This is a genomic window from Bradyrhizobium sp., from assembly GCF_035309285.1.
In the GTDB taxonomy this organism is placed as follows: Bacteria; Pseudomonadota; Alphaproteobacteria; order Rhizobiales; family Xanthobacteraceae; genus Bradyrhizobium.
The window spans coordinates 89,839-111,972 of the sequence record NZ_DATGFH010000132.1; the positions used below are offsets into that span (position 1 = coordinate 89,839).

The following is a 22,134-nucleotide window of genomic DNA, read 5'->3' on the forward strand; positions in this document are numbered from 1 at the left end:
ATGAACCTCATCGTCAACGACAAGGACGTGTTTGCGGCGACCGGCGGCCGCGAGTTCGACAAGTCGCTCCCCGCCGTCGCGCTGATCCATGGCGCTGGCTTCGATCATTCGACCTGGGCGCTGCACAGCCGCTGGTTCGCCCATCACGGTTTTACAGTGCTGGCGCCCGACCTGCCCGGCCACGGCCGCTCGAGCGGGCCGGCGCTCAAAACCATTGCCGAGATGGCTGACTGGATTGCAGCGCTGCTCGATGCAGCGGGCGCTTCGAAGGCGCATCTGATCGGCCATTCCATGGGCTCGCTGATCGCGCTGGAGACGGCGGCGCGGCATCCGGCAAAAGTGTCGGCGCTCGGCCTGATCGGCACGGCGGCAACCATGACGGTCGGCCCCGACCTGTTGAAGGCGGCCGAAGCAAACGACCACGCCGCGATCGACATGGTCTCGATCTGGGGCCTGGGCTTCGACGCCGAGATCGGCGGCAGCCTCGCGCCGGGACTGTGGATGCATGGCGGCGCCCAGCGCGTGCTGCAGACTTGCGCGCCCGGCGTCCTGTTCTCCGATCTCACCGCGTGCAATTCCTATGCGGATGCGCTCGCTTCTGCCGCCAAGATAACCGTGCCGACCACGCTGATCCTCGGCGAGAAGGACATGATGACGCCGGCGAAGGCCGGCAAGGCGCTGGCCGCGGCGATGCCGCACGTGCGCACCGTCGTGTTGTCGGGCGCCGGCCACATGATGATGGCCGAGCGGCCGGATGAGTTGCTCGCCGCACTTGCGGGCTAGGCCGGGCTTTCACTGCAAGCTCCGCTTCCAGTAGCCGGTGCCGAGCTTTCCGGTAATCACCGCCGAGGCGTCGCGGACTTCGTAGGAGCCGCCGTCGCTGTAACCCGCGAGCCCCCTGATTGCGTGGATTGACCAGTGGCCATTGACCGCGGTGATTGTGCCTTCGTGCGCCGGCGCTGCGTGCGGTCCCTCAGCGTGAAATTTGTAGGTGCCATCGCTCGTGATGCGCCAGATCCAGCGCGACAGCCCCCGACCGCTTGGCACCATGATTTCCCAGGTCCCAACCAGCGCGGGATCGATCGCCGCGGGAGGAGGCGCCGGCACCGTCGGTGATAGCGCCGCGGGCGTCGCATTGGCCTGCTTCGTCGTCGCCTGGTCGGCCGACGACGGCGGGCCCGCAAGATAGATGGCCCTGCGCGACAACGAACCGTAGACAAAGGGCTGCTGCTCGTTCCCGGTTGCCTCCATCACATCGTCCCGGACGTTGCGGAACATGAAGGTGACCTCTACGCCCGGAACTTCGATGTTGTGCAGCAGCGCCGTCGCGAACGGACTGTTTTTGCCATCGCCGTCGAGGGCGGTCGTGCCGTCGCGAGCAGCATAAGCGACCAGTACATTGCCGACCGGCTCGATACGGCCGAGACCGCCGCTCACGACCGCGCGCGACGCCAGCGATCGCTGCATCCTCACGGCGAACGGATTGTTGCGGCATGCATCGAGAATCACGAGGCCGAGGCTCGTTGTGTTCGATACCTGCAACATCACACTCCGAAGGCTGACTGCCTCGTTCTCCGCGTCGGTGTCCCTCTTCAACTCCGCATCGATCGGGATCAGCCAGTTCTCGCCGCTGATTTCCATTCCGTGTCCGGCGAAGTACACAACCGCCATGTCGGCGCCCGCCGCGTCATGCCCAAGCGCGATCAGACCTCGCCGCATCTCGTCAAAGGAGGCGTTGGTGACGAGAGCAACCGTGAAGCCGAGACGAGTCAGCGCCGCGGCGATGTCGGTTGCGTCGTTCGCTGGATTGGGCAAAGCCGGCACGTTCCTGTAGGCACTGTTGCCGATAACGAGCGCCACGCGCTTGCCGTCGCCCGAGGCGGCACGGGCCGCTGCAAAGCCCGTGAGCGCCGTCGCGACGGCCAATCCCTGGATAAACCTGCGCCGGTTCATATTGGCCCCGATCTGACCTGCCGTCTTTTTCTACAGCAGGCGGGGCGACGCAGCTACGGGAATGGCCGATCAAAATCGCAGCATTGTTGAACCCGAGCCAGGCGAGACCAAGATCGTCGATGTTTGGCTCAGCCGCGCTGCAGCGGGCGGGTTTGCCATGCGCAGCCACTTCGCAGAACAGACGATCGTCAGCGGGACTTATTGTAAGTCTTGCTCAAACCCGTGGTCTGGCCACTTTCCGGCCGGCCCGGAGGATGGGCAGAAGCGCCCGGCTTGTCTTGATAGGCCACGTATCCGGACTCACCGGAGTTGCGGGTCTTGATCCCGCTGTCTGCTTCACGTTGCATCTGCGCGCCGGTTTGGCTGGTTTGCCCGCCACCCTTGAGCGCCTTATCTTGATCCTGATGCATCTGGGCGGGGGTTTGCTCGCTCGGTGCGGCCTGCTGCTGCGGTCGGGGCTGCTGTTCCGCCATTGCCGGGAAAGCGATCGCGCTTCCGGCAACGGCGATGATCGCGAAAATAGATGTTCGCATAGGAACTCCTCGGTCGGTTGCTTTGGGGGCTAACGCGTCAAGCTCCGGACGTTTCCTGGCTCGAGCATTTTTGAGCGGTTGTTCCTTGCGTTGGGACAGGCGCAATGGCTTACGCACACTCGGTTGCACAAGCGCTTCGAGCGTGCTTATGGCAGTCATCAGCAACAATCGTTCGTCAATCGCAGCCGGGCGCTGCGCACGAAGACGCATCGTTCAAGACGAGGTCCATCATGCTCACGCGACGTCGGTTCAACTCAACGGTCTGCATCGCGCTGGGAGCCATGCTGTCGGGCCGCCGCGCGTTTGCGTCCCCCTCGCCGTCGCGGTTTGTCGAGGACCTTGCTCAATTCGAAGCCAGGAGCGGCGGCCGCCTCGGCGTCGCCGTGCTCGACACCAAAGACGGCTCGCTCATTCAGCACCGGGGCGAGGAGCGCTTTCCAATGTGCAGCACGTTCAAGCTGCTCGCGGCCGCAGCCGTGCTCAGGAGCGCGGGCGACGATCTCGCCGGGCTCAAGCGCCGCGTGCGGTTCGAGAAATCCAACCTCGTCCCCTATTCGCCCGAGACCGAGAAACACGTCGGCGGCGACGGCATGTCGCTCGCCGAGATCTGTGAAGCCGCCATCACGTTGAGCGACAACACGGCGGGAAACCTGATGCTGAAGCAAATCGGCGGACCGAAGGGACTAACCGCCTTTGCGCGAAGCCTCGGCGACAAGGTCACGCGGCTCGACCGGATTGAGCCCGATCTGAACGAGGCCGTCGCGGGAGATGATCGCGACACCACGTCGCCGAACGCAATGGCCTCGAATATGAAGACCCTCCTGCTCGGCAACGCGCTCGCTCCCGCCGCGCGCGATCAGCTCACGCGCTGGCTCATCGCCAACAAGACCGGTGACACGAGGCTGCGTGCAGGCCTGCCGCCAAGCTGGCGCGTCGGCGACAAGACCGGCGCTGGGCGCAACGGCACGAACAACGACGTCGCCATCGTCTGGCCGGCCGACCGGCCGCCTTTGATCGTCACGGTGTACCTGACGGGATCCAAGCTGGAGATGGGGGAGCAGAACGAAATCACGGCCTCGATCGGGCGCGCCATCGCCACCGCATTCGGCTGACACGCGCGCGGGGGGCGCGTCATTTGACCCTTGCCGACGCCGCGCTATGATCTCCCAAAAAAGGAGATCGAAGATGGAGGAAGCCAAGGCCCGCCGCGCCGCGGAAGCGCTGTTCAACGAGCACAAGACGGGCGTTCCGTTCAAGACTCTCGACGCCGGCTCTGGCCTCGTATCGATCGCGGATGCCTACGACATCCAGGATCGCTATGTCGCGTTGCTGCGCGCGAGCGAGGGCGAGACGATCGGCTACAAGGTCGGCCTCACCTCGAAGACCATGCAGGTCTTCTGCGGCATCGATCATCCGATCGGCGGCGTGGTGCTGGCAAGGCGCGAGCACGCGTCGGGCGCGGGCGTGCGCCGTGGCGACTACGGCCGGCTCGGCCTCGAATTCGAGATCGCGGTCCGCATCAAGTCGGATATGCCGGCGTCGGTTGCGACATCGGCGGCGGTCGCCCCGCATATCGATGGCGTGTGTGCGGCGGTCGAAGTCGTCGACGACCGCGCCGCTGATTATTCCGCGCTCGACGTGCGCTCGCTGGTCGCCGACAATTCCTGGAATGCCGGCGTCGTGCTCTCGAAATTTGCAGCGAACTGGCCGGACCTCGAGGCCGTGTCCGGCAAGGCCACCAAGGACGGCACGCCGATCGGCGAAGGTTTTGGGCGCGACGTCCTCGGCCATCCCTTCAATTCGGTCGCCTGGCTCAACGCGCACCTCGCCTCCCGCGGCGGCGGCTTGCGCAAGGGCCAGATCGTCATGACCGGCAGCGTCATGAAGACGGTGTTTCCGATCGAGCCGGCGGGCTACCGGTTCGAGCTCGCAGGCGTGGGCGCCGTCGAGGTGAACGTGACATGAGCGCCGCCGTGAGCCAGCAGATCACCTGCGAGGTCGACGGCGACCTTCTCATCGTCACGCTCAACCGTCCCGACAAGCTCAACGCCTACACCGGGCAGATGGGGGCGGAGATCACGCAGGCCTTCGAGCGCGCCGACAAGAACGATGCGATACGCGCCGTCATCGTCACCGGCGCCGGCCGCGCCTTCTGCGCCGGCGCCGACGTCTCCGGCGGCGCTACCAGCTTCGATAGGTCGGGCAAGCACGGCGCCGGCGTGTTCGCGGGCGGAAACGCCGGCGGCAGCCGTTTTGTCGAGGCGATCTTCAACTGCCGGAAGCCGTCGATCGCGGCCATCAATGGCGCGGCGGTCGGCGTCGGCATCACCATGACGCTGCCGATGGATATCCGCATCGCGGCAAAGGGTGCAAAAATCGGCTTCATCTTTGCCCGCCGCGGGCTGGTGCCGGAAGCGGGCAGCGCATGGTTCCTGCCGAAGCTCGTCGGACTGCCGCAGTCGCTGCGCTGGTGCCTGTCGGGGCGCGTGTTCGATGCCGATGAAGCCGGGCGCGGCGGCCTCGTGAGCGAAGTCGTCGAGCCCGAACACCTGCTCGACCGTGCAAGGGAAATCGCGCGCGAAATGACGGCGGAAACCTCGGCCGTTGCAGTCGCACTGACGCGGCAGATGCTGTGGCGATTTGCGGGCGCGCCCGATCCGTTCGGCTTGCTCGCGATCGACAAGCCGATATCGATCGAGCGCGGCGCGCATGCCGACGTCCGCGAGGGCGTTCAGGCCTTCCTCGAAAAGCGCCCGCCGGCCTTTCCCGGAAAGGTTTCTGAGGACATGCCAAGCCAATACCCGTGGTGGGGCACGGCGAAGGCGTAGGCGATCCGGCAAGCGACCACGAGCCCTTGATGTTTTCGGCGAAGCTCGCTTGAGTGTAAGCCCGCGAAACGCCCGAGGTAACCATAAGAAAATGATCTCCGATCGCTTCTCGAATTTCCAAACCTTCCGAAAACCCGCCGTCAGCTCGAAAGGCGGCATCGTGGCGGCGCAATCGCGACGCGCGGCCGAAATCGGCGCGGCGGTGCTGGCCGACGGCGGCGATTGCATCGATGCAGTGGTTGCGACCGGCTTTGCGCTCGGCGTTTTGGAGCCGTGGATGAACGGCATGGGCGGCGGCGGCGCGATGGTGCTCTACCGCGCTCACCAGAACACGGTCGAGGTGATCGACTACGGCATGCGTGCGCCGCAGAGCCTGCGCGTGGAAGACTATCCGATCGTCGAAGGCGTTGCGTCCGACATTTTTCCCTGGGCGCGGGTGAAAGACGACCGCAATTTGCACGGCCCGGGCTCGATCGCCGTGCCGGGCGTGGTCGCAGGCCTCGACGAAGCGCATCGCCGCTACGCGAAGCTCGAATGGCGTGACCTGCTGGCGCCGGCCGCGAAGCTTGCGGGCGAAGGCCTGCTGGTTGACTGGTGGACGACGCTGATGATCTCAGCCGCCGCCGCCGATCTCAGGCGCTATGACGCAAGCGCCGCGGCCTATCTCGTCAATGGTCTGCCGCCCAACCCGCAATGGGGCACCCGCTCCGACGTGCGGCTGCCGCAGGACCCGCTGAAAGCGACCATCGAGCAGCTCGCCGCGAGCGGCGCGCGCGATTTCTACGAAGGCGATCTGGCGAGGAGCATCGCGGCCGAGGTGGAGGGCGCCGGCGGCGCACTCTCCGTCAGCGACCTCGCGGCGTTCCGCGCGCAACTCCGCGAGCCGTTGAAAATTCCCTATCGCGGCGGCGCGGTGTTTGCGACGCCGGAGCTGACGGCGGGGCCGACGCTCGCCCATGCGCTGCGGCTGTTGCAGCAAAACTTCAGGGGTGGCCGAGCGCCCGACGCCGCGGCGTACACCGCCTATGCCGAGGCTGTCCGGGCGGCCTATCGCGAGCGGCTGAAGGGCATGGGCGATGCCGAAGGACGGCGCGCGCTTGGCGCCGAATATCTCGCACCCGCCTGCACCACGCATTATTCGGTGGTCGACCGCCACGGCAACATGGCGGCGGTGACGCAGACGCTGCTGTCGGGCTTCGGCTCGAAATTCGTGACGCCACAGACCGGCATCACCATGAACAACGGCATCATGTGGTTCGATCCGATGCAAGGCACGACCAATTCGCTTGCGCCCGGCAAGCGCTGCCTGTGCAACTATACGCCGGTCGTGGCGGAAACCGGCGACGGCAGGTGGCTCGCGCTCGGCGCCTCCGGCGGCCGGCGCATCATGCCTTCGGTAATGCAGATCCTCTCCTTTGTGATGGATTTCGGCATGGACCTCGATGTCGCGATTCATCAGCCGCGCATCGATGCGAGCGAAGGCGACATCGTGATCGGCGACGTGCGCCTGCCGGCCGATGTGCGCGAGGCGCTGCACACGCGCTTCGACTATGAGGAGGCCCGCGTGCAAACCGTGCCCGGCAAGTTCGCAATCCCGAGCGTGGTGCTGCGCCATGGCGACACCAATTCCGGCGCGACCGAGACCTTCCAGCCCTGGGGCGACGCTGTGACGGAGAAGGCGTGACAGTAACCGCGCGGCAACGGTTCGAGCAGTCGGCCACGTCCAAGATTGTCGCTGAAACCGCGGAGGGATAACCTTCGTAGCTTCAGCGATCCGCCCTTACGACCGGCGCCGCCCATGCGTGTCATTGCGCTTCTGCTGCTTGCCATTTCAGCCTTCACGGCACCCGCGATTGCCGCAGACGACGTCGCGGCCGCACAAAGCGTGATCCGCTCGCAGGAACAGGCATTTGCGCGCGACGATGCCGCAGCCGCCTATTCCTATGCGGCACCGGCGATCCGCGAACGGTTTCCGCGCCCCGACGTCTTCATGGCCATGGTGCAAAGCGCCTACGCGCCGGTCTATCGTCACCGGAGCTTTGAGTTCGGCGAAGCGCGCAACGAGGGAGGCTTCGTCGCGCAGCGCGTCCACATCATCGACGCCAATGGCGAAGCCTGGGACGCGCTCTACACGCTGGAGCGGCAGGACGACGGCAGCTTCAAGATCACCGGCTGCACGCTGCTGAAGGCGGGTGAGGCCGTCTAGAGTGTGATGAGGCTTTGATTGAGATCGTCGCCGCGAATTCAGTTCACCTCTCCCCGGCGGGGAGAGGTCGGATTGCTCCTGGCGATGCGAAGCATCGTCCAGTGCAATCCGGGTGAGGGGCCGCGGCGCCATCGATAGACCGTAACCCCTCACCCGATTTGCTTGCGCAAATCGACCTCTCCCGATGGGAGAGGTGAGACTCCGATGCGCTCCAGTTCAACTCCATCTCACCATGCCTTACCCGATCGCGCCGAAGGTCTCATCGAACAGGCGAAGCATCGCGGCCCAAGAGCGCTGCTCGGCGCCACGATGATAGGCGTGGCCGGGCAGCGGGTCGCGATCGAGCTCCGCGTTGGTGAAGCCGTGCGCCGCGCTGCCATAGACGTGGACCTGCCAGTCAACGTTGGTCTTGCTCATCTCCTCCTGGAAGCTCGCGAGCACTGTCATCGGCACCAGCACATCGGCCGCGCCGTGACAGACCAGCACCCTGGCTCTGATGTTGCGCGCATCTTCGGGCCGGGGGCTTGCGAGGCCGCCGTGAAACGTGACCAGCGCCGCGAGCGGCGCGCCGCTGCGGCCAAGCTCCAGCGCCGTCGTGCCGCCGAAACAATAGCCGATCGCAGCGACCCGCGCGGGATCGACAATGCCTTGCTGAACCAGCGCCTGGCGCGCCGCCTCCGCGCGCGCTCGCCAGCGCGTGACATCCGAACGCAGCGCGCCCATCAACTCGCGCGCGTGGACGATATCGCGCGCGGTGATCCCGCCGCCATAGAGATCGGCAACCAGAACGGCAAAACCGAGCGCGGCCAGCCGGTCTGCGCATTCCAGCGCGTGACTATTGATGCCCCGAGCATCGGGGAACAGAACGAGGCCTGGCCGCCGGCCGCTACGCATATCGTCGCTGACCAGAATGCCCCTGAGGTCCACGGCCCCGTCGCGATGGTCAAGCGCTGTCCTGTTCATGGCCGTATCCTTTTGCGCGAGCGTCGGGCCGATCATCCGAGATGCGACAACGGCAGCGGCGCGCCGGCCTTCAGCGTCTGGATCGCGATGTTGCTCTTGACCTCGCGCACGATCGGGAGATTGAGCAGCTTGTCGACCAGGAAGCGCTGATAATCCTCAAGCTCGGGCACGACGACTTCGAGGAAATAGTCGGCCTCGCCCGAGACCATGTGACAGGCGACCACTTCCGGCATCGCGATCACAGCGCTCTCGAACCGCAACGCCTCCGCGTTGGCATGGCCGTTGATCTTGACGCCGACGAACACCGAGAAGCCGAGACCGATGCGGCTGCGCTGGAGCGAAGCGCGATAACCGTCGATATAGCCCTCGCGCTCCAGCCTTCTCACGCGGCGCAGGCAAGGCGACGGCGACAGCCCGATCTTCTCGGCAAGCTCGATATTGCTGAGCCGGGCATTGGTCTGCAACTCGGTGACGATGCGCCGGTCGATCGCGTCCAGCTCGCATTTTTGGCATAAGAGGAATTCCGTTGGGTTCGGCAAGGCACATTATTGCGTCCGAAGCAGCCAGATTAGCGCATTTCGCAAGGACCTGCCTCACCCCTTTGTGGGATGGTCACGACGCAAAAGGAGTGAAATTCATGAACGAAAATCCAAACGCCGAGCCTCTTCTTGAAGCCGTCGAGCGCTATTTCGCGCTGATGTATGACAACGACGTCTCGCGCTTCGACCAGGTGTTTGCGCCGAGCGCGCAACTACACGGGCTTCGCGATGGCAAGTTGCGTCTCATCGGCGCTGCGGATTACCGCAACAGCCTCGCCTCGCGGCCTTCGCCGCAATCGAAGCATGCGCCGCGGCTGCAGGAGGTGTTGCTGGTTGACTTCGCCTCGCCGACGCAGGCCATCGTCAAGGTCCGGGTCCGCATCGATACCCAGCAATATCTGGACTATCTTTCCTGGCATCGGATCGACGGCGCCTGGCGCATCACCGCGAAATCATTCCATGTCGAGCGGAAGTATGAGGCGGCCTGACCGCGCGATGCTGTTCGACGCGTCATTGCGCGACGCGCGATTCCTCCTGCTTTGACACGTGCCAGAGCACAACATGGTAGTGAGGCATGTCCATGCCGGGGTGCCCGGCGTTGAAGTAGTGGGTGATGTGGTCAACCTTTGCGGCGAACGCCGGCGCCGGCGCTTCGAACGACTTGTGGTCTTCAATGTCCTTGATCGAGACCATATAGAGAGTCGCGATCAGGCGATCATTGCGATCGAAGCACAGGAAAGGCCCCAACGGCAAAGTGTCGGGTTTGACAAAGAGGATACCCAGGCCGGGAAAGAACTTGGGGAAGTTCACGAGGTCGCTGAGCCGCTTGTATCCGTCCCTTTCGGCAAGCTTCCGCAGATTTGGCGGCAAACGAACCGCCTGCCGCTTCTTGTGCGCCGGGCGAGCACGGCGAATGGCTGTCCTCTCTGCGGTCCTCGCGGCTGTCCTGGCTGTCCTGGCCCTTTCGACTGATGGTACCGTCGTTTGCGCGGGTGCTGCTTGTGCGGGTGGCATGGGGGCAGCCCATGGAGGTTGCGGGGCAGCCCATTGGGGTTGCGCAAACTGAGCGGAAAGCGGCCTCGCATCGACGATCAACCCAAGCAACGCAACGAGTGCCGCGGGCAGGAGTGCACTGCGCATCATGATCTCCCCATTTTGCTCACTTGCCCTGCTGGCGTTGTCGCCATCGCAGAAATTCCTGGAACAGTTGGTCGCGGTTCGGCACATTGCCGATTGACTTGCTTTCGAGGAACCGGTCGAACGCTTCCCGAAGTGCCGCCTCGTCGCCCGGGTGCCGCTGGAGGTAGCGCTCTGCCGGTCCAAATCGCTGCCAGCCTGGAAGCTGCCCTGCGAGGTTCACCTCTCGCCATTTTGGGTGATGGGTCTCGCCGCGAAATTCAGCGATGCGCGAGAACAGTGTCTGGACAAAAAAGTCCATGAGCCGAAACCGCTGGCTGCGAACCGGCCAGTTGTAGGCGAACAGAGCGGATTTTATCGCGATCGTATCGATGCTTTCGCCTGATCGGATGATGTTTGGGTAATCCTCATGGTGCAGGGTCGACGGGAGGTAGTCGTGCTGCAGCGCCTGGGAATAGGGAATGGGCAAGAGGTGCATGCCGTCAGCTTGCAGGCCGCGCACCAGGAAGCTGACCGGCTTTCCCGAAACCATGAGAGTCGCGGCGATTTGCCCCTTTCGCATGCCATCGAGCGCAGCGTCCAACCCGAGATTCACTTCGCTGATCTTCACGCCCAGGCTGTTGAGCACCTCACGGCCAAGGACGGCGCCGGCGCTGCCTTCTTCGCCGAGATTGACGCTTTGTCCCGCAAGGTCCGTCAGGCTCCTGATCTCGGGACGCGCTAGGAGATGGAACTCTTCGATATAAAGCGGCGCGATGTAGACAAGCTTGTCACGGATGTCGCCGAGCGTCCTTGCGTCCCGGAGCCGGTCGACCAGAACCACAGGCGCGATCGCCATGTCGGCGCCTGCCAAAGTGAGCACATCCGTGATGTTGCGGATGCCGCCATTTCCCACCATCGGCATCACGCGCAATGCGACCTCGCCGTGAGGGCCGGTCTCCTGGCCGCTCGCCACCGCGGTCGCAAGGTCTTGAGCGATGGCGAACTCGGTGCTGTGCGGTGCGCCGGTCACGAGCCCGACGGTGTAGCGGTTCTCGGATAATCCGGCATCCTTCTCGGGGGCCGTTTCCTTCCGCAGAGGCACGCCGACGGATTCACTTGGAGGAGCGGATCGTCGCGTTTGCGCGACGGATCCTCCGACCTGCGCATCGAGCCAGACCGCAGCGACGAATGCAGCGGCCAAACCGACCCGAACCGCTCCCCAAACTCTCATTGTTCAAGCCTGTTCGATAGACCAGCGCTCAAGGCGTGACTCGCCTTGCAGCAACAGCCGCCTTGCCCCCGAAGCACGACCGCGTTCCAACGCGCCTGGACCAGAGATGTTCCGTTAGCGGAACGACTGCGGCTGCATTCGTGCCGGCGACCGGGCAAGGCGAAGCCCGCTCCGCGCAGCATCGCGGTGCCAGGTGGTCAGCGTCCGGTCCGGGACTTGGTCGAGTAAACGGTGACAGGCCTATGGCTGCTTCGCTCCGGAACGGGCGTCGCGGGCGTATGGGTCCACCGTTCCTGGAGAAGCTCGGCCTTACGCCATCGCCAGCCGGCCGCGTCCACGGGCGCGGACCAAAAGGCCAACGACGATCGTCATGTTGAGCACGTTCCAGGCGAGCCCGTTGGCGAAGGCGGCGGCATAGGAGCCGGTGGCGTCGAAGATCACGCCGGACACCCAGCCGCCAAAAGACATGCCGATGACGGAGGCGAAGATCACGGTGCCGACGCGGGTCGCGGCCTCGCGCGCCGGCATCGCCTCGCGCACGATGATGGCGTAGCTCGGCACGATGCCGCCCTGGAACAGGCCGAACATGGCGGAGATCAGATAGAGCGAAGTCAGGCTGTCGAAGAACAGATAGAACAGAAGCGCAAAGCCCTGCGCGACCGAGCCGATCAGGAGCGTGCGCAAGCCGCCGATCCGGTCCGCCAGGAAGCCCGAAACGATGCGGCTGATGATGCCAAAGCCCATCATGATCGACAGCATCTCTGCGCCGTGCGCCACGCCATAGCCAAGGTCGCCGCAATAGGCGACGATATGCACCTGCGGCATCGCCATCGCGACACAGCAGGAGATGCTGGCGATCGAGAGCAACACGGTCAGCGTGTTGGTGGAGAGGTTGAGATCGACCTGCGGCGGCGGCGCGTTGGCATGGTCGCGCGCCCCGCCGCTCCCGATGATCGCGCGCAGCACGAGGAGCAGCATGCTCATGCTCACTGCGCAGAATATGCCGATCGCAATATGGGTGTGGCGCCAGCCGATCGATTGCACGCCCCAATTGACGAGCGGCGGCCAGATCGTGCCCGCGATATAGTTGCCGCTCGCGACGGTGGTCACCGCGAGCCCGCGATAGCGCTCGAACCAGTGCGAAACCTCCGCCATCAAGGGCGCAAAGGTCGCCGAGGTGCCGAGTCCGATCAGGAAATACGCGGCGTTGAACTGCCACAGCGTGGCGGCAAGACCGGCAAGTACGAAGGCGATGCCAAGAAAGACGATGCTCAGCGCCATCGCCGGCACGATGCCGAAACGATCGGTGATCCTGCCGGTGACGATGCTGCCGGAGCCAAAGCCCATGTAGATCATGGTGGAGGCCAGCGCCACCGCGCCCCGCGTTGCCGAAAACTCCGCCTGCACGGTCGGCATCACGACCACGACCGACCACATGCCGACCGCGCCGATCGAGGCGATCAGGACGGCCAGCGCAAGCCGCGCCCAGGCCTGACCGGAGTCGGCGGTGAAAGCGGCGGTGTCGCGGGATGGTCCGGCAGGGGCGTGCACAAATCCAACCTCGCCGCCCGCTGCCTAAAGGTCAACCCGCGTTGCCGCGAGATTAGGCATGCAGCGGACGCTATGGCAAAAGCGCCCGACCCAACGAAGCCGCGCGCGGCCGAGCGTCATTGCTTGCTTCCGTAGTCCGGGTCCTGGGCCTGGAACGGGCCGCACTTGGCCCCCGTACCGAAACGTTGGTCGAAGTCGACCGTGCCGCCTTTGACGGGAATGCGCGTCGGCGGCAAGCCTCGCGTGTACTGGTCGACAGTGATGCTCTTCTTGTCCGCGCTCAGCATGACGCGCACCGGCTCCAGCGGCTTGCCCTTGTTCGCATCGGTCAGGTCAAGCGCATAATAGCCGACGACAGTCTGGCCCGGACGCATTCCTGAGGCTTCCTGGTCTGCGCGATTTGCAAACACGACCGATTGCGGAAGGTAGATCTCCATCGCGACCCCGTCGCCTTCACAGGCCATCATTCGGATCATCCAGGCCTCCTCGCCCGGAGGCTTCGCGGTCGCGGCAACCGCCGGGACAAACATCCATGCCGCGACAAGCGCGTTGCGGATGATCGGGCAAGCGGCAGCAGCGACACGTCTAGCGATCCGTCTCTTGGGCATGGAGCCTCTTTTCGATTGATCGGGGCGACCCACTCGTTCTTGGTCGCGCCGGGACGTCTTGCGTTCAATCATCCCGGCGTCCGACAGCGCGAAATGCCGTCGTTGCGCGTGATCACATTCGCGCTTCCTGGCGACGAAAGTACATGTATGCCCCGACGGTAAGACAATTGGTCACGACCGCAATCACATTCCACATGACAACGTTCATCGATCCGATCAATGCACCATAGATCACCCAGAGAATCTGAAAATTGCCCGTGATGGCTGCCATTCCGGGGTTCATGCCGACGCTTGAGCGCCGTTTCAGCATTGCAATGAGATCGGGCAGTGCGGCGAAGGTTGTCCCAAATCCTGCCACGAAGCCGATGACTTGAGTGAGGTCCGTCATTGCTCTCAACGCCCGACCCAAGCCGGCCATTCCCTCTCAAGTGCAACGGCGCGTGCCGGCTGACGTTTGCAGTGGCGCACGGCTTCCGGCAACCCTGTCAAGACATTGGCTCGGGATGCTTGTGTCATGGCCCTGTCTCCTAACCTGCGACCGCGTCAAGCGCCAGCGTTGAACGCCGGCTGGCAGCGGCCCGCCGGTTAAAATCAGCACCGATTAACCCTTTGCTAACCATACACCGGGCAAAAATTGCCGGGTGAAGTTGAGTGTCGTCGACGCGTAAGACGGGGGAGATCTCCGTGGACGCCAGCGCGGTGCCTCACTTTAGAACCGGTGGTCCTTCGGCCGCCGCGAAGTTGCTTGGGGCCCGCGAACGGCATGCGCGGGGGGATGCGGGCGATATGGTCGACGTGACGGCGGGTCAGGGTGCGGCCGCTTCCAGCGGCGGATTTCCAAAGCTCAGCGAAATCGGGGCCATCATCAAGCGCGGCGACCTCGCGCTCGCCTTCGGCATTCTCATCATCCTGGTGGTGCTGATCCTCCCGCTGCCGTCATTCGTGCTCGACCTGTTCCTGGCGATCTCGATCACGATGTCGATCCTGATCCTGATGACCGCCCTGTTCATCCAGACGCCACTGGAATTCTCGTCGTTTCCGACCACGCTTCTGATCTCGACCATGCTGCGCCTGTCGCTCAACCTCGCCTCGACGCGGTTGATCCTCTCGCATGGCCACGAGGGTACGGACGCCGCCGGCCACGTCATCCAGGCGTTCGGCAATTTCGTGATGGGCGGCAATTTCGTGATCGGCATCATCGTGTTCGCGATCCTGGTCACGGTGAACTTCGTCGTCATCACCAAGGGTTCGGGCCGCATCGCCGAAGTCGCGGCGCGCTTCCATCTGGACGCCATGCCCGGCAAGCAGATGGCGATCGACGCCGACCTCAATGCCGGGTTGATCGACGAGAAGGTCGCGCGCGAACGGCGCAAGGCGCTGGAGGACGAGAGCGGCTTCTTCGGCGCCATGGACGGCGCCTCGAAATTCGTGCGGGGCGATGCGATCGCCGGCCTGCTCGTCGTCTTCATCAACGTGATCGGCGGCATCATCATCGGCGTCGCCCAGCAGAGTCTGTCCTTCAGCGAGGCCGCGCAGACCTACACCATCCTCACCGTCGGCGACGGTCTGGTGACGCAGATCCCGGCGCTGATCGTCTCGACCGCCGCGGGTCTGCTGGTCTCCAAGGCCGGCGTCTCGGGTGCGGCCGACAAGGCGCTGATCAGGCAATTCTCCGGCTATCCGCAGGCGCTCGGCATGGCTTCGGCCGTGATGTGCGTGCTGTCGCTGCTGCCTGGGATTCCGATGATCCCGTTCCTCGCGCTCGGCGGTGGCGCCGCCGCGATGGCCTGGCAGGCACGCAAATACAAGCATGCCAAGGCGATGGAGGACGCGAAAGCGGCAGCCGCGCCGGCTACCGCGCCAGGCGCGCAGGCCGCCGAGGAGCCGATCGCCGCCGCGCTCAAGATCGACGATCTCAAGATCGAGCTGGGCTATGCGCTGTTGCCGCTGGTCAACGGCCCCGACGGCCAGGACCGGCTGACCGAGCAGATCAAGGCGCTGCGCAAGTCGCTCGCGATCGAGATGGGCTTTGTAATGCCGGCGGTCCGCATCCTCGACAACGTCCAGCTCGAGGCCAACACCTACATCATCAAGATCAAGGAGGTCGACGCCGGCCAGGGCAAGATCTGGCCGAACCAGTTCATGGTGATGGATCCCGGCGGCGGCCAGGTTTCCGTGCCCGGCATCCACACCACCGAGCCGACCTTCGGCCTGCCGGCAACCTGGGTCGATGCGTCGCTCAAGGAAGAAGCGTCGTTGAAGGGCTACACCGTGGTCGATGCCGCCACCGTGCTGTCGACCCACCTCACCGAGCTCCTGAAGAGCAACATGAGCGACCTGCTCTCCTATGGCGAGGTCCAGAAGCTCCTCAAGGAGCTGCCGAAGGAGCAGAGCGAGCTCGTCAAGGACATCGTGCCGTCGCAGGTCACCATCTCCGGCATCCAGCGCGTGCTGCAGCTTCTGCTCGCCGAGCGCATCTCGATCCGCGACCTCTCGACCATCCTGGAAGGCATCGCGGATGCGCTCGCGTTCTCGCGCAATCCGGCGACCATGGTCGAGCACGTCCGCGCCCGGCTGGCCCGACAGATCTGCGCGCAAAACACCACACACAACGGCTACCTGCCGCTGATCGCATTGTCGGCGAAATGGGAGCAGGCCTTCGCCGAATCGATCGTGGGAACGGGCGAGGACCGAAGCCTTGCGATGCAGCCGTCAAAGCTGTCGGAGTTCATGAGCGCCGTGCGCGACGCCTTCGAGCGCGCCGCGCGCGAAGGCGAGGCGCCGGTGCTGGTGACGTCGGCGGCAATCCGTCCCTTCGTTCGCTCGCTGGTGGAGCGGTTCCGGCAGCAGACGACGGTTCTGTCGCAGGCTGAAATTCATCCGCGGGCGCGGTTGAAGACGGTTGGGAGCGTGTAGCCGCGGCGCCAGACCCGCAGCACCGCGTGGAAACTGGGCACCGGTTTTCCGAAAAACGCCCTGCGCCAACCAAATCGACGCCCTGCGGCCGCCTTGTTTCGCTTGTGCTTTTCCGCCACAGGCAACTAATTTCTTAATTTTCATTCATCTGAGCGACTTTCCGCGCCGCAGCAGGATTTTACCCGTTAACTTATTGTAATTAGTTGACTATTTCAGTAAAAGCGAGTTCCATTGATCGCGGACTTTCAAGTCTTTTCACCGACTTGTGATCGCCCCTTCGAAACCAGAAGCCGAATCTCTAGGTTGTTAGGCATGCGGCGGTTGAACCCGCCGGCGGACGGAACTGACTAATTGGAAGTGCAGGAAGGCGGCAGGAGGCTTCCATGAACCACTCGATCTACAGCGCGGATCGCACGACCCATCTGAAGATCGTGGTCGTGGCGCTCGTCGCTGGCATCGCTGTGGCGGGCTTCGGCATCTCCGCCAGAACCACTTCGCACAATTACACACAGACAGCGCGCGTGATCAAAGCCGGCACGCCGATGACGATCACGAACGCAGGCACCATGGAGGTGCGCTAAGAGGAATTACCGGAATTCACGTGGCTCTTTACCAGCCCCCCAAAGTCGCCATGTGGATATGTAGAAGACCCCAACTACCCCCAAGTCGACTACTAGGAAAACGCCCGCTCCCCACGGGCGTTTTCTTTTTGTGCGGTGTGAGTACGATCTGCGATGTCTACTTGCTCTGCGACGGTGTGGGCGAAGGCGATGCCGGTGTCGCCGGCACCGTCTCGATCAGCTTGCCGATGAACGCCGGAGGCGAATGCGGCGCACCGTCGGGCGAGCCGCCGCTCTGCTCCACCGTCACCGCATAGGTTGCGGTGTTGATGACGTCGGTGTCATAGCCCGCAAGCATGGTTCGCGCGGTGAAATCGGTGTCGCCGATCACGCCCAGCGACCGCGGCCGGTTCTGCAGCTTGTCCGAGATCAGCCAGAGCTCGTAGCTCTTGCTCGCGTCGATCGGCGGGGCGCCGACCTTGCGTACGGTAAAATTCTTGGTCGCGCCGTCGACGGTGAGGATGAAGGCCGGGCCGCCGGCCGCGCCCTGCAGCAGCGCGACATATTGGGCCGACGGCTGAATCGTGGACGCCGGCGCCGGAGTCACGGTCGGGGTGGGCTTCACTTCGGCGACCTGCGTGACAGGCTTTCCGCCAAGCCCCGGCAACAGTCCCGGCGAATAGACCTGCACGCCGATGATCGCAAGCAAAGCCGCTGCGATCGCCGTCATGGCGACCGCAAGGTTGCGATAGGCCCTGGCGCGGCTTGAGAGCCGCACCACGTTGGCATTGTCGAGGGGAAACTCTTGCGCCGCCACGGGCGAAGGTGGCGCTGGCGGCGGTTGCAGGGACGCGACCGCCTCGCCGATCTGCGCCTCCGGCGTGATCGGCGGCGGCTCGCCCAACTCGAGCGGCGCCTGCTGTTGCCCGGTCAGCCCGACGGCCGTCCGGATCTTGTCCCACAGCTCGCCTGGCGGCTCGACCGAGCCGACCATCTGGTTCAGCACGCCAAGCCTGAACTCCCAGGACCGCACGATCGCCGTGAAATCCTGGTCGACACTCATCATGGTCTCGACCTGCGCGCGCTCGTCGGCATCGAGCGTTCCGAGCGCGTATTCGGCCGCAAGCGCTATATGGTCCTCGCTGTATTCCATCTATTCCAAAGTCCAGACCTCTAAAGCCCGAGGCATTCACGAATGTCCATCATGCTGCGGCGGAGCCACGTCTTCACCGTATTCACCGGCGCCGCGAACTTCGCCGCGAGCTGCTCCCTGCTCCAGCCGTTGTAGTAGGCCAGCAGCACGAGCTTCTGGCGGTCCGGCTCCAGCCGGCCGACGCATTCCAGCAACCGCTTCAATTCTTCCGACATTTCCCGGCGAGCCAGCGGATCCGGGCTATCGGCTGCGACTTCCATCGCCGCCGGCTCGTCCTCGAGCGAGAGCTCGGTGCGCTTGCGCACGAGGTCGATGGCGCGGTTGCGCGCGATCGACGCCATCCACGTGATCGGCGAGGCGAGCGCCGGATTGAACTGCCCGGCGCTGTTCCAGATCCTGACGTAGGTATCCTGAATGACCTCCTCCGCGAGATCCTGTCTGCGCAAGATACGCAGGACCACGCCGTAGAGTTTCGCGCGCGTGGCGCCGTAGAGGCGCTCGAACGCGGCCTCATCGCCCTTCGCCACCGCAGCAATCAGCCAGACCAGCTCAGCCGGCGTCAGCATTCGGCCTCCCCAAAAACCGCGATCCCCTTATCGCTTGCTCGCACCGGGAGCAGTCAGACACGTCAGTAGCATATCTTGCGCACCAGAGGTCCACCAAGTTCCGCCTTGCCGCCTTGTACCATTTGCGGAGTTTTGGGGAGACGATCGTCGCGTGCGCCGCGGCTGACCGGTAGCCGATTTGTTCACCTCTTCCCGGCGCGAGAGGTGAGGCTCCCAAAGCAAAAGCCCGGGCCTTTCGGCCCGGGCTCGTCGCGGTGCTGAGATTCGGTGATCGGCTTCAGGCGATGACGCCGAGCCGGGCGCGCATCAACCCGATGCTGTCGAGATCGGCCTGCTCGCGGGCGTTCTCCTCGGCGCGCTCGCGGGCCTGGTCGCGCTCGTCCAGGAGCTCGACCTTCTTCAGTTCCTCGAAGGCTTCCGACAACAGTGCCTTGGCATCCTCGAGCTGAATGCGCAGCTCGTCGGCGGAGCGGGTCAGGTTCTCCCGGCGCTGGATCGCCGCCTTGGCATAGGTCGGATAGGCGAAGTGCGAGGGGTCGTTGATGCCGGCGCGCTCCTGCTCGGCCTGAATTTCGCGTTCGAGGTCGATCGACATGCGCTGGAAGTCGGCAATCATGCCCTCGATCTGGGTAACCCTTCGGCGCTTCTCGTCGACCTGAAACTTCTTCAGGCGGATTAGCGTTTCGCGTGACTTCATCGACTCATACTCCCCAGAAGTCCCGTACTAAACGCGGGACAAGGCCGGCTCCCCGTCGGGGCCCCGCCGGCGTCTCTCAATGGTTTTGGGATCATGGCGTGACAAAGTTAGCGTTCCGTTTCCAAGCGCCCCACGATTTGCTCAAGCTGCCGATATCCCTCGGCCAAATTCGACACCTCGTCCTTGGCCTGGCGCAGGAAGGCTTCCAGCGGCTCATGCAGCTTGATCGCCTCATCGACCTCCGCACTGGAACCGGTGCGATAGGCGCCGAGCCGGATCAGTTCCTCCATGTCGGCATAGGTCGCCATCACCCGTTTCGCCCGCTGGATGACGGGCCAGAACGCCGGATCGGCCGATTTCGGCATGGTGCGCGAGACCGATTTCAGGACGTTGATGGCGGGATAGCGCCCGCGTTCGGCAATTCCGCGTTCCATCACGATGTGGCCGTCGAGGATGCCGCGCACTGCGTCCGCGATCGGCTCGTTATGATCGTCGCCGTCGACCAGCACCGTGAAGACACCGGTGATGGTGCCCTGTCCAATGCCGGGACCGGCGCGCTCCAACAGTTTCGGCAGTTCCGTGAACACGGTTGGCGTATAGCCCTTGGCCGTCGGCGGCTCGCCGGCCGATAGCCCGATCTCGCGCTGGGCCATAGCAAAGCGCGTCACCGAATCCATCAGGCAGAGCACGTCCTGGTCCTCGTCCCGGAAATATTCAGCGATGGCGAGCGTGAGATAGGCCGCCTGCCGGCGCATCAGCGCGGGCTCGTCGGAGGTTGCGACCACCACGACGGAGCGCGCCAGGCCCTCCTCGCCGAGATCGTCCTGCAGGAATTCCTGCACCTCGCGGCCGCGTTCGCCGACAAGTCCGATCACGGTGACGGCGGCATCCACATCGCGCGCCAGCATCGACAGCAGCACGGATTTGCCGACGCCGGAACCGGCGAAGATGCCCAGGCGCTGACCGCGGCAACAGGTCAGAAAGGTGTTGAGCGCGCGGACGCCGAGATCGAGCGGAGAGCCGACGCGCCTGCGCGAATGCGCCGGCGGCGGGGTGTTGCGGAATGGCATCGGCGAGCCGCCCTGCGCGAGCGGTCCCTTGCCGTCGATCGGCTCCCCCATGGCATTGAGCACGCGCCCGAGCCAGGATTGCGACGGCCTGACCTGGCTTGCGGCATTCGCAATCACGGCGCGGCAGCCGCGTCGCACGCCTTCGAGGCCCGCGAACGGCATCACCACCGCATTGTTGCCGGAGAAGCCGATCACCTCGCAGGGGATGAAACGGTTCTCGCCGGTGTCGATCACGATGCGGGCGCCGACACTCATCGCATGAATGGGGCCGGCGATCTCGACCATCAGACCGCGAACGCCGACCACGCGGCCATAGATATTGACGCCGTCGATATCGCCGATCTGGTCGGCCAGCGCCTTCATGACGGAAAGCCCCTCACGCCGAGCCCTTCATTGCGAAAACCTTAAGTTTCGACGCATTTCCGTTCCCGGTTTAACTTCGTATTTACCCGCATCATTAATCATTGCGTCACTGTCTTTGTGACTGAGGACGCTCGTCTGCTCAGAACGAACAGCGAGTCGTGAGAGTCGGTTAGCTCCGCCTCTTAATGTGGAACTTGAAGGGTTAGTGGTACAAAAAGCTGGTTTGGCGCAGTATCTTAGGGCGATTCGTCAAAAATTGCACCGTGAGACCTTGCGGAACAGAATCAGAATTTGTTAACCATGTCTCGTCAGGATCCGAATCAGTTGTTCAAAGGCGTTTTGAGTGCCGCAAGTTCGCGGCCGACCTGACGCCCGGAGCGGCGATCCATGGGGAACTGGCATGCGCGTTTTGCTGATTGAAGATGACAGCGCCGTCGCGCAGTCGATCGAATTGATGCTCAAGTCCGAGAGTTTCAACGTCTATACGACCGACCTCGGCGAGGAAGGCGTAGATCTCGGCAAACTCTACGACTACGACATTATCCTTCTCGACCTGAACCTGCCCGACATGTCCGGCTACGACGTGCTCAAGCAGCTCCGGGTTTCCAAGATCAAGACTCCCATCCTGATCCTCTCCGGCCTTGCCGGCATCGAGGACAAGGTCAAGGGTCTCGGCGTCGGCGCCGACGACTACATGACCAAACCCTTCCACAAGGACGAACTGGTGGCCCGCATCCATGCGATCGTGCGCCGTTCGAAGGGCCACGCCCAGTCGGTGATCCAGACCGGCGACCTCGTGGTCAACCTCGACACCAAGACGGTGGAAGTCGGCGGCCAGCGCGTGCATCTGACCGGCAAGGAATACCAGATGCTGGAACTGCTCAGCTTGCGCAAGGGCACCACGCTGACCAAGGAAATGTTCCTGAACCACCTCTATGGCGGCATGGACGAGCCGGAATTGAAGATCATCGACGTCTTCATCTGCAAGCTGCGCAAGAAGCTCGCCAACGCCTCCGAAGGCCGCAATTTCATCGAGACTGTCTGGGGCCGCGGCTATGTGCTGCGCGAGCCGCATGACATGGACGAGCGTATCCCCGCTTAGACTTGGCTTTGGATTTGGGGTTCTACCCGCGAGCTGAGGCTCGCTCCTCCCGAAACTGGACCCCGCCGCAAATGGCGGGGTTTTTGTTTTTTGGGGGAGAGATCGGCGCCGGACGAGGCTGGATCGAATTGCGACCGCGGCGACGCTGCGCCCCCTCTCCCGCTTGCGGGGGAGGG

23 protein-coding genes are annotated in these 22,134 nt (G+C 64.0%); 10 read left to right on the top strand and 13 right to left on the bottom strand.

Annotated elements, in window-relative coordinates; genetic code table 11:
- Window positions 1-783, top strand: a complete 783-nt coding sequence (locus tag VKR55_RS24780) for an alpha/beta fold hydrolase (RefSeq protein WP_324407477.1) — start codon at window positions 1-3, stop codon at window positions 781-783.
- A gap of 9 nt (window positions 784-792) precedes the next feature.
- On the opposite strand, the gene VKR55_RS24785 is transcribed toward VKR55_RS24780, so the two are convergent.
- Complete coding sequence (locus VKR55_RS24785; RefSeq protein ID WP_324407478.1) at window positions 793-1,953, bottom strand: caspase family protein; 1,161 nt, start codon at window positions 1,951-1,953, stop codon at window positions 793-795.
- 188 nt (window positions 1,954-2,141) lie between these two features.
- Window positions 2,142-2,645 carry a hypothetical protein gene (locus tag VKR55_RS24790; protein ID WP_324407479.1) on the bottom strand — a complete coding sequence of 168 codons (504 nt, stop codon included), beginning with the start codon at window positions 2,643-2,645 and terminating at the stop codon, window positions 2,142-2,144.
- A gap of 71 nt (window positions 2,646-2,716) precedes the next feature.
- Between VKR55_RS24790 and bla the strand changes: the two genes are divergently transcribed.
- The 5 genes from bla (at window position 2,717) to VKR55_RS24815 (ending at window position 7,520) form a co-directional block, all read left to right on the top strand.
- Entirely contained in the window at window positions 2,717-3,598 is an 882-nt protein-coding gene (gene bla, locus VKR55_RS24795; RefSeq protein WP_324407480.1) for a class A beta-lactamase, read from the top strand.
- A 73-nt stretch (window positions 3,599-3,671) separates the two neighbouring features.
- Window positions 3,672-4,451, top strand: a complete 780-nt coding sequence (locus VKR55_RS24800) for a 2-keto-4-pentenoate hydratase (protein ID WP_324407482.1) — start codon at window positions 3,672-3,674, stop codon at window positions 4,449-4,451.
- Complete coding sequence (locus tag VKR55_RS24805; RefSeq protein WP_324407483.1) at window positions 4,448-5,314, top strand: enoyl-CoA hydratase-related protein; 867 nt, start codon at window positions 4,448-4,450, stop codon at window positions 5,312-5,314. Before VKR55_RS24800 ends, VKR55_RS24805 begins: the two co-directional genes overlap by 4 nt.
- Window positions 5,315-5,405: 91 nt before the next feature.
- Window positions 5,406-6,998: a gamma-glutamyltransferase gene (locus VKR55_RS24810; RefSeq protein WP_414642443.1), complete on the top strand. Its 1,593-nt coding sequence runs from the start codon at window positions 5,406-5,408 to the stop codon at window positions 6,996-6,998.
- Between the two features lie 114 nt (window positions 6,999-7,112).
- Window positions 7,113-7,520 carry a DUF4864 domain-containing protein gene (locus VKR55_RS24815; protein ID WP_324407484.1) on the top strand — a complete coding sequence of 136 codons (408 nt, stop codon included), beginning with the start codon at window positions 7,113-7,115 and terminating at the stop codon, window positions 7,518-7,520.
- 237 nt (window positions 7,521-7,757) lie between these two features.
- Here the strand turns inward: VKR55_RS24815 and VKR55_RS24820 are convergent, their stop codons facing one another.
- Both VKR55_RS24820 and VKR55_RS24825 read right to left on the bottom strand, forming a co-directional pair.
- The gene (locus tag VKR55_RS24820; protein WP_324407485.1) at window positions 7,758-8,483 is read right to left on the bottom strand and encodes a dienelactone hydrolase family protein; all 726 of its coding nucleotides are present in this window, start codon (window positions 8,481-8,483) and stop codon (window positions 7,758-7,760) included.
- Between the two features lie 32 nt (window positions 8,484-8,515).
- On the bottom strand, window positions 8,516-9,022 hold the full coding sequence (locus VKR55_RS24825) for an Lrp/AsnC family transcriptional regulator (RefSeq protein WP_324407487.1): 507 nt from the start codon (window positions 9,020-9,022) through the stop codon (window positions 8,516-8,518).
- A 98-nt stretch (window positions 9,023-9,120) separates the two neighbouring features.
- On the opposite strand from VKR55_RS24825, the gene VKR55_RS24830 reads away from it, so the two are divergent.
- The gene (locus VKR55_RS24830) at window positions 9,121-9,510 is read left to right on the top strand and encodes a nuclear transport factor 2 family protein (protein WP_324407488.1); all 390 of its coding nucleotides are present in this window, start codon (window positions 9,121-9,123) and stop codon (window positions 9,508-9,510) included.
- A 22-nt stretch (window positions 9,511-9,532) separates the two neighbouring features.
- On the opposite strand, the gene VKR55_RS24835 is transcribed toward VKR55_RS24830, so the two are convergent.
- The 5 genes from VKR55_RS24835 to VKR55_RS24855 form a co-directional block, all read right to left on the bottom strand.
- Window positions 9,533-10,162, bottom strand: a complete 630-nt coding sequence (locus VKR55_RS24835) for a hypothetical protein (protein WP_324407489.1) — start codon at window positions 10,160-10,162, stop codon at window positions 9,533-9,535.
- Window positions 10,163-10,181: 19 nt separating this feature from the next.
- Window positions 10,182-11,243: a TAXI family TRAP transporter solute-binding subunit gene (locus VKR55_RS24840; RefSeq protein ID WP_324407491.1), complete on the bottom strand. Its 1,062-nt coding sequence runs from the start codon at window positions 11,241-11,243 to the stop codon at window positions 10,182-10,184.
- Window positions 11,244-11,681: 438 nt separating this feature from the next.
- Entirely contained in the window at window positions 11,682-12,923 is a 1,242-nt protein-coding gene (locus tag VKR55_RS24845) for an MFS transporter (RefSeq protein ID WP_324407493.1), read from the bottom strand.
- A 116-nt stretch (window positions 12,924-13,039) separates the two neighbouring features.
- A complete protein-coding gene (locus VKR55_RS24850; RefSeq protein WP_324407495.1) occupies window positions 13,040-13,603 on the bottom strand; it encodes a hypothetical protein in 564 nt (187 codons plus the stop codon).
- 40 nt (window positions 13,604-13,643) lie between these two features.
- Window positions 13,644-13,919, bottom strand: a complete 276-nt coding sequence (locus VKR55_RS24855) for a SemiSWEET family sugar transporter (RefSeq protein WP_324407497.1) — start codon at window positions 13,917-13,919, stop codon at window positions 13,644-13,646.
- Between the two features lie 398 nt (window positions 13,920-14,317).
- Between VKR55_RS24855 and flhA the strand changes: the two genes are divergently transcribed.
- Together flhA and VKR55_RS24865 are read left to right on the top strand one after the other, a co-directional pair.
- A complete protein-coding gene (flhA, locus tag VKR55_RS24860) occupies window positions 14,318-16,447 on the top strand; it encodes a flagellar biosynthesis protein FlhA (RefSeq protein WP_324407499.1) in 2,130 nt (709 codons plus the stop codon).
- 383 nt (window positions 16,448-16,830) lie between these two features.
- Window positions 16,831-17,028 (top strand): hypothetical protein, encoded by a 198-nt coding sequence (locus VKR55_RS24865; protein WP_324407501.1) that lies wholly within the window; start codon window positions 16,831-16,833, stop codon window positions 17,026-17,028.
- A gap of 157 nt (window positions 17,029-17,185) precedes the next feature.
- Here VKR55_RS24865 and VKR55_RS24870 read toward each other — a convergent pair whose 3' ends face one another.
- From VKR55_RS24870 to fliI, 4 genes are all read right to left on the bottom strand, one after another.
- Window positions 17,186-18,160, bottom strand: coding sequence for an anti-sigma factor (locus VKR55_RS24870; RefSeq protein ID WP_324407503.1), 975 nt, complete (start codon window positions 18,158-18,160; stop codon window positions 17,186-17,188).
- 20 nt (window positions 18,161-18,180) lie between these two features.
- Complete coding sequence (locus VKR55_RS24875; protein WP_324407505.1) at window positions 18,181-18,726, bottom strand: sigma-70 family RNA polymerase sigma factor; 546 nt, start codon at window positions 18,724-18,726, stop codon at window positions 18,181-18,183.
- Window positions 18,727-19,003: 277 nt separating this feature from the next.
- Complete coding sequence (fliJ, locus tag VKR55_RS24880; RefSeq protein ID WP_324407507.1) at window positions 19,004-19,423, bottom strand: flagellar export protein FliJ; 420 nt, start codon at window positions 19,421-19,423, stop codon at window positions 19,004-19,006.
- A gap of 107 nt (window positions 19,424-19,530) precedes the next feature.
- Window positions 19,531-20,856, bottom strand: a complete 1,326-nt coding sequence (gene fliI, locus VKR55_RS24885; protein ID WP_324407509.1) for a flagellar protein export ATPase FliI — start codon at window positions 20,854-20,856, stop codon at window positions 19,531-19,533.
- 400 nt (window positions 20,857-21,256) lie between these two features.
- On the opposite strand from fliI, the gene ctrA reads away from it, so the two are divergent.
- Entirely contained in the window at window positions 21,257-21,958 is a 702-nt protein-coding gene (gene ctrA, locus VKR55_RS24890; protein WP_024520420.1) for a response regulator transcription factor CtrA, read from the top strand.
- Window positions 21,959-22,134 lie beyond the last annotated feature (176 nt).

Bases quoted from the DNA above. Each gene is read 5' to 3' on its own strand.
- ctrA (WP_024520420.1), top strand. From the start codon at position 21,257: ATGCGCGTTTTGCTGATTGAAGATGACAGCGCCGTCGCGCAGTCGATC.
- VKR55_RS24855 (WP_324407497.1), bottom strand. From the start codon at position 13,919: ATGACGGACCTCACTCAAGTCATCGGCTTCGTGGCAGGATTTGGGACA.
- VKR55_RS24810 (WP_414642443.1), top strand. From the start codon at position 5,406: ATGATCTCCGATCGCTTCTCGAATTTCCAAACCTTCCGAAAACCCGCC.
- VKR55_RS24850 (WP_324407495.1), bottom strand. From the start codon at position 13,603: ATGATTGAACGCAAGACGTCCCGGCGCGACCAAGAACGAGTGGGTCGC.
- VKR55_RS24805 (WP_324407483.1), top strand. From the start codon at position 4,448: ATGAGCGCCGCCGTGAGCCAGCAGATCACCTGCGAGGTCGACGGCGAC.
- VKR55_RS24815 (WP_324407484.1), top strand. From the start codon at position 7,113: ATGCGTGTCATTGCGCTTCTGCTGCTTGCCATTTCAGCCTTCACGGCA.
- bla (WP_324407480.1), top strand. From the start codon at position 2,717: ATGCTCACGCGACGTCGGTTCAACTCAACGGTCTGCATCGCGCTGGGA.
- VKR55_RS24780 (WP_324407477.1), top strand. From the start codon at position 1: ATGAACCTCATCGTCAACGACAAGGACGTGTTTGCGGCGACCGGCGGC.
- VKR55_RS24785 (WP_324407478.1), bottom strand. From the start codon at position 1,953: ATGAACCGGCGCAGGTTTATCCAGGGATTGGCCGTCGCGACGGCGCTC.
- flhA (WP_324407499.1), top strand. From the start codon at position 14,318: ATGGTCGACGTGACGGCGGGTCAGGGTGCGGCCGCTTCCAGCGGCGGA.
- VKR55_RS24875 (WP_324407505.1), bottom strand. From the start codon at position 18,726: ATGCTGACGCCGGCTGAGCTGGTCTGGCTGATTGCTGCGGTGGCGAAG.
- fliJ (WP_324407507.1), bottom strand. From the start codon at position 19,423: ATGAAGTCACGCGAAACGCTAATCCGCCTGAAGAAGTTTCAGGTCGAC.
- VKR55_RS24790 (WP_324407479.1), bottom strand. From the start codon at position 2,645: ATGACTGCCATAAGCACGCTCGAAGCGCTTGTGCAACCGAGTGTGCGT.
- VKR55_RS24835 (WP_324407489.1), bottom strand. From the start codon at position 10,162: ATGCGCAGTGCACTCCTGCCCGCGGCACTCGTTGCGTTGCTTGGGTTG.
- VKR55_RS24800 (WP_324407482.1), top strand. From the start codon at position 3,672: ATGGAGGAAGCCAAGGCCCGCCGCGCCGCGGAAGCGCTGTTCAACGAG.
- VKR55_RS24870 (WP_324407503.1), bottom strand. From the start codon at position 18,160: ATGGAATACAGCGAGGACCATATAGCGCTTGCGGCCGAATACGCGCTC.
- fliI (WP_324407509.1), bottom strand. From the start codon at position 20,856: ATGAAGGCGCTGGCCGACCAGATCGGCGATATCGACGGCGTCAATATC.
- VKR55_RS24830 (WP_324407488.1), top strand. From the start codon at position 9,121: ATGAACGAAAATCCAAACGCCGAGCCTCTTCTTGAAGCCGTCGAGCGC.
- VKR55_RS24865 (WP_324407501.1), top strand. From the start codon at position 16,831: ATGAACCACTCGATCTACAGCGCGGATCGCACGACCCATCTGAAGATC.
- VKR55_RS24820 (WP_324407485.1), bottom strand. From the start codon at position 8,483: ATGAACAGGACAGCGCTTGACCATCGCGACGGGGCCGTGGACCTCAGG.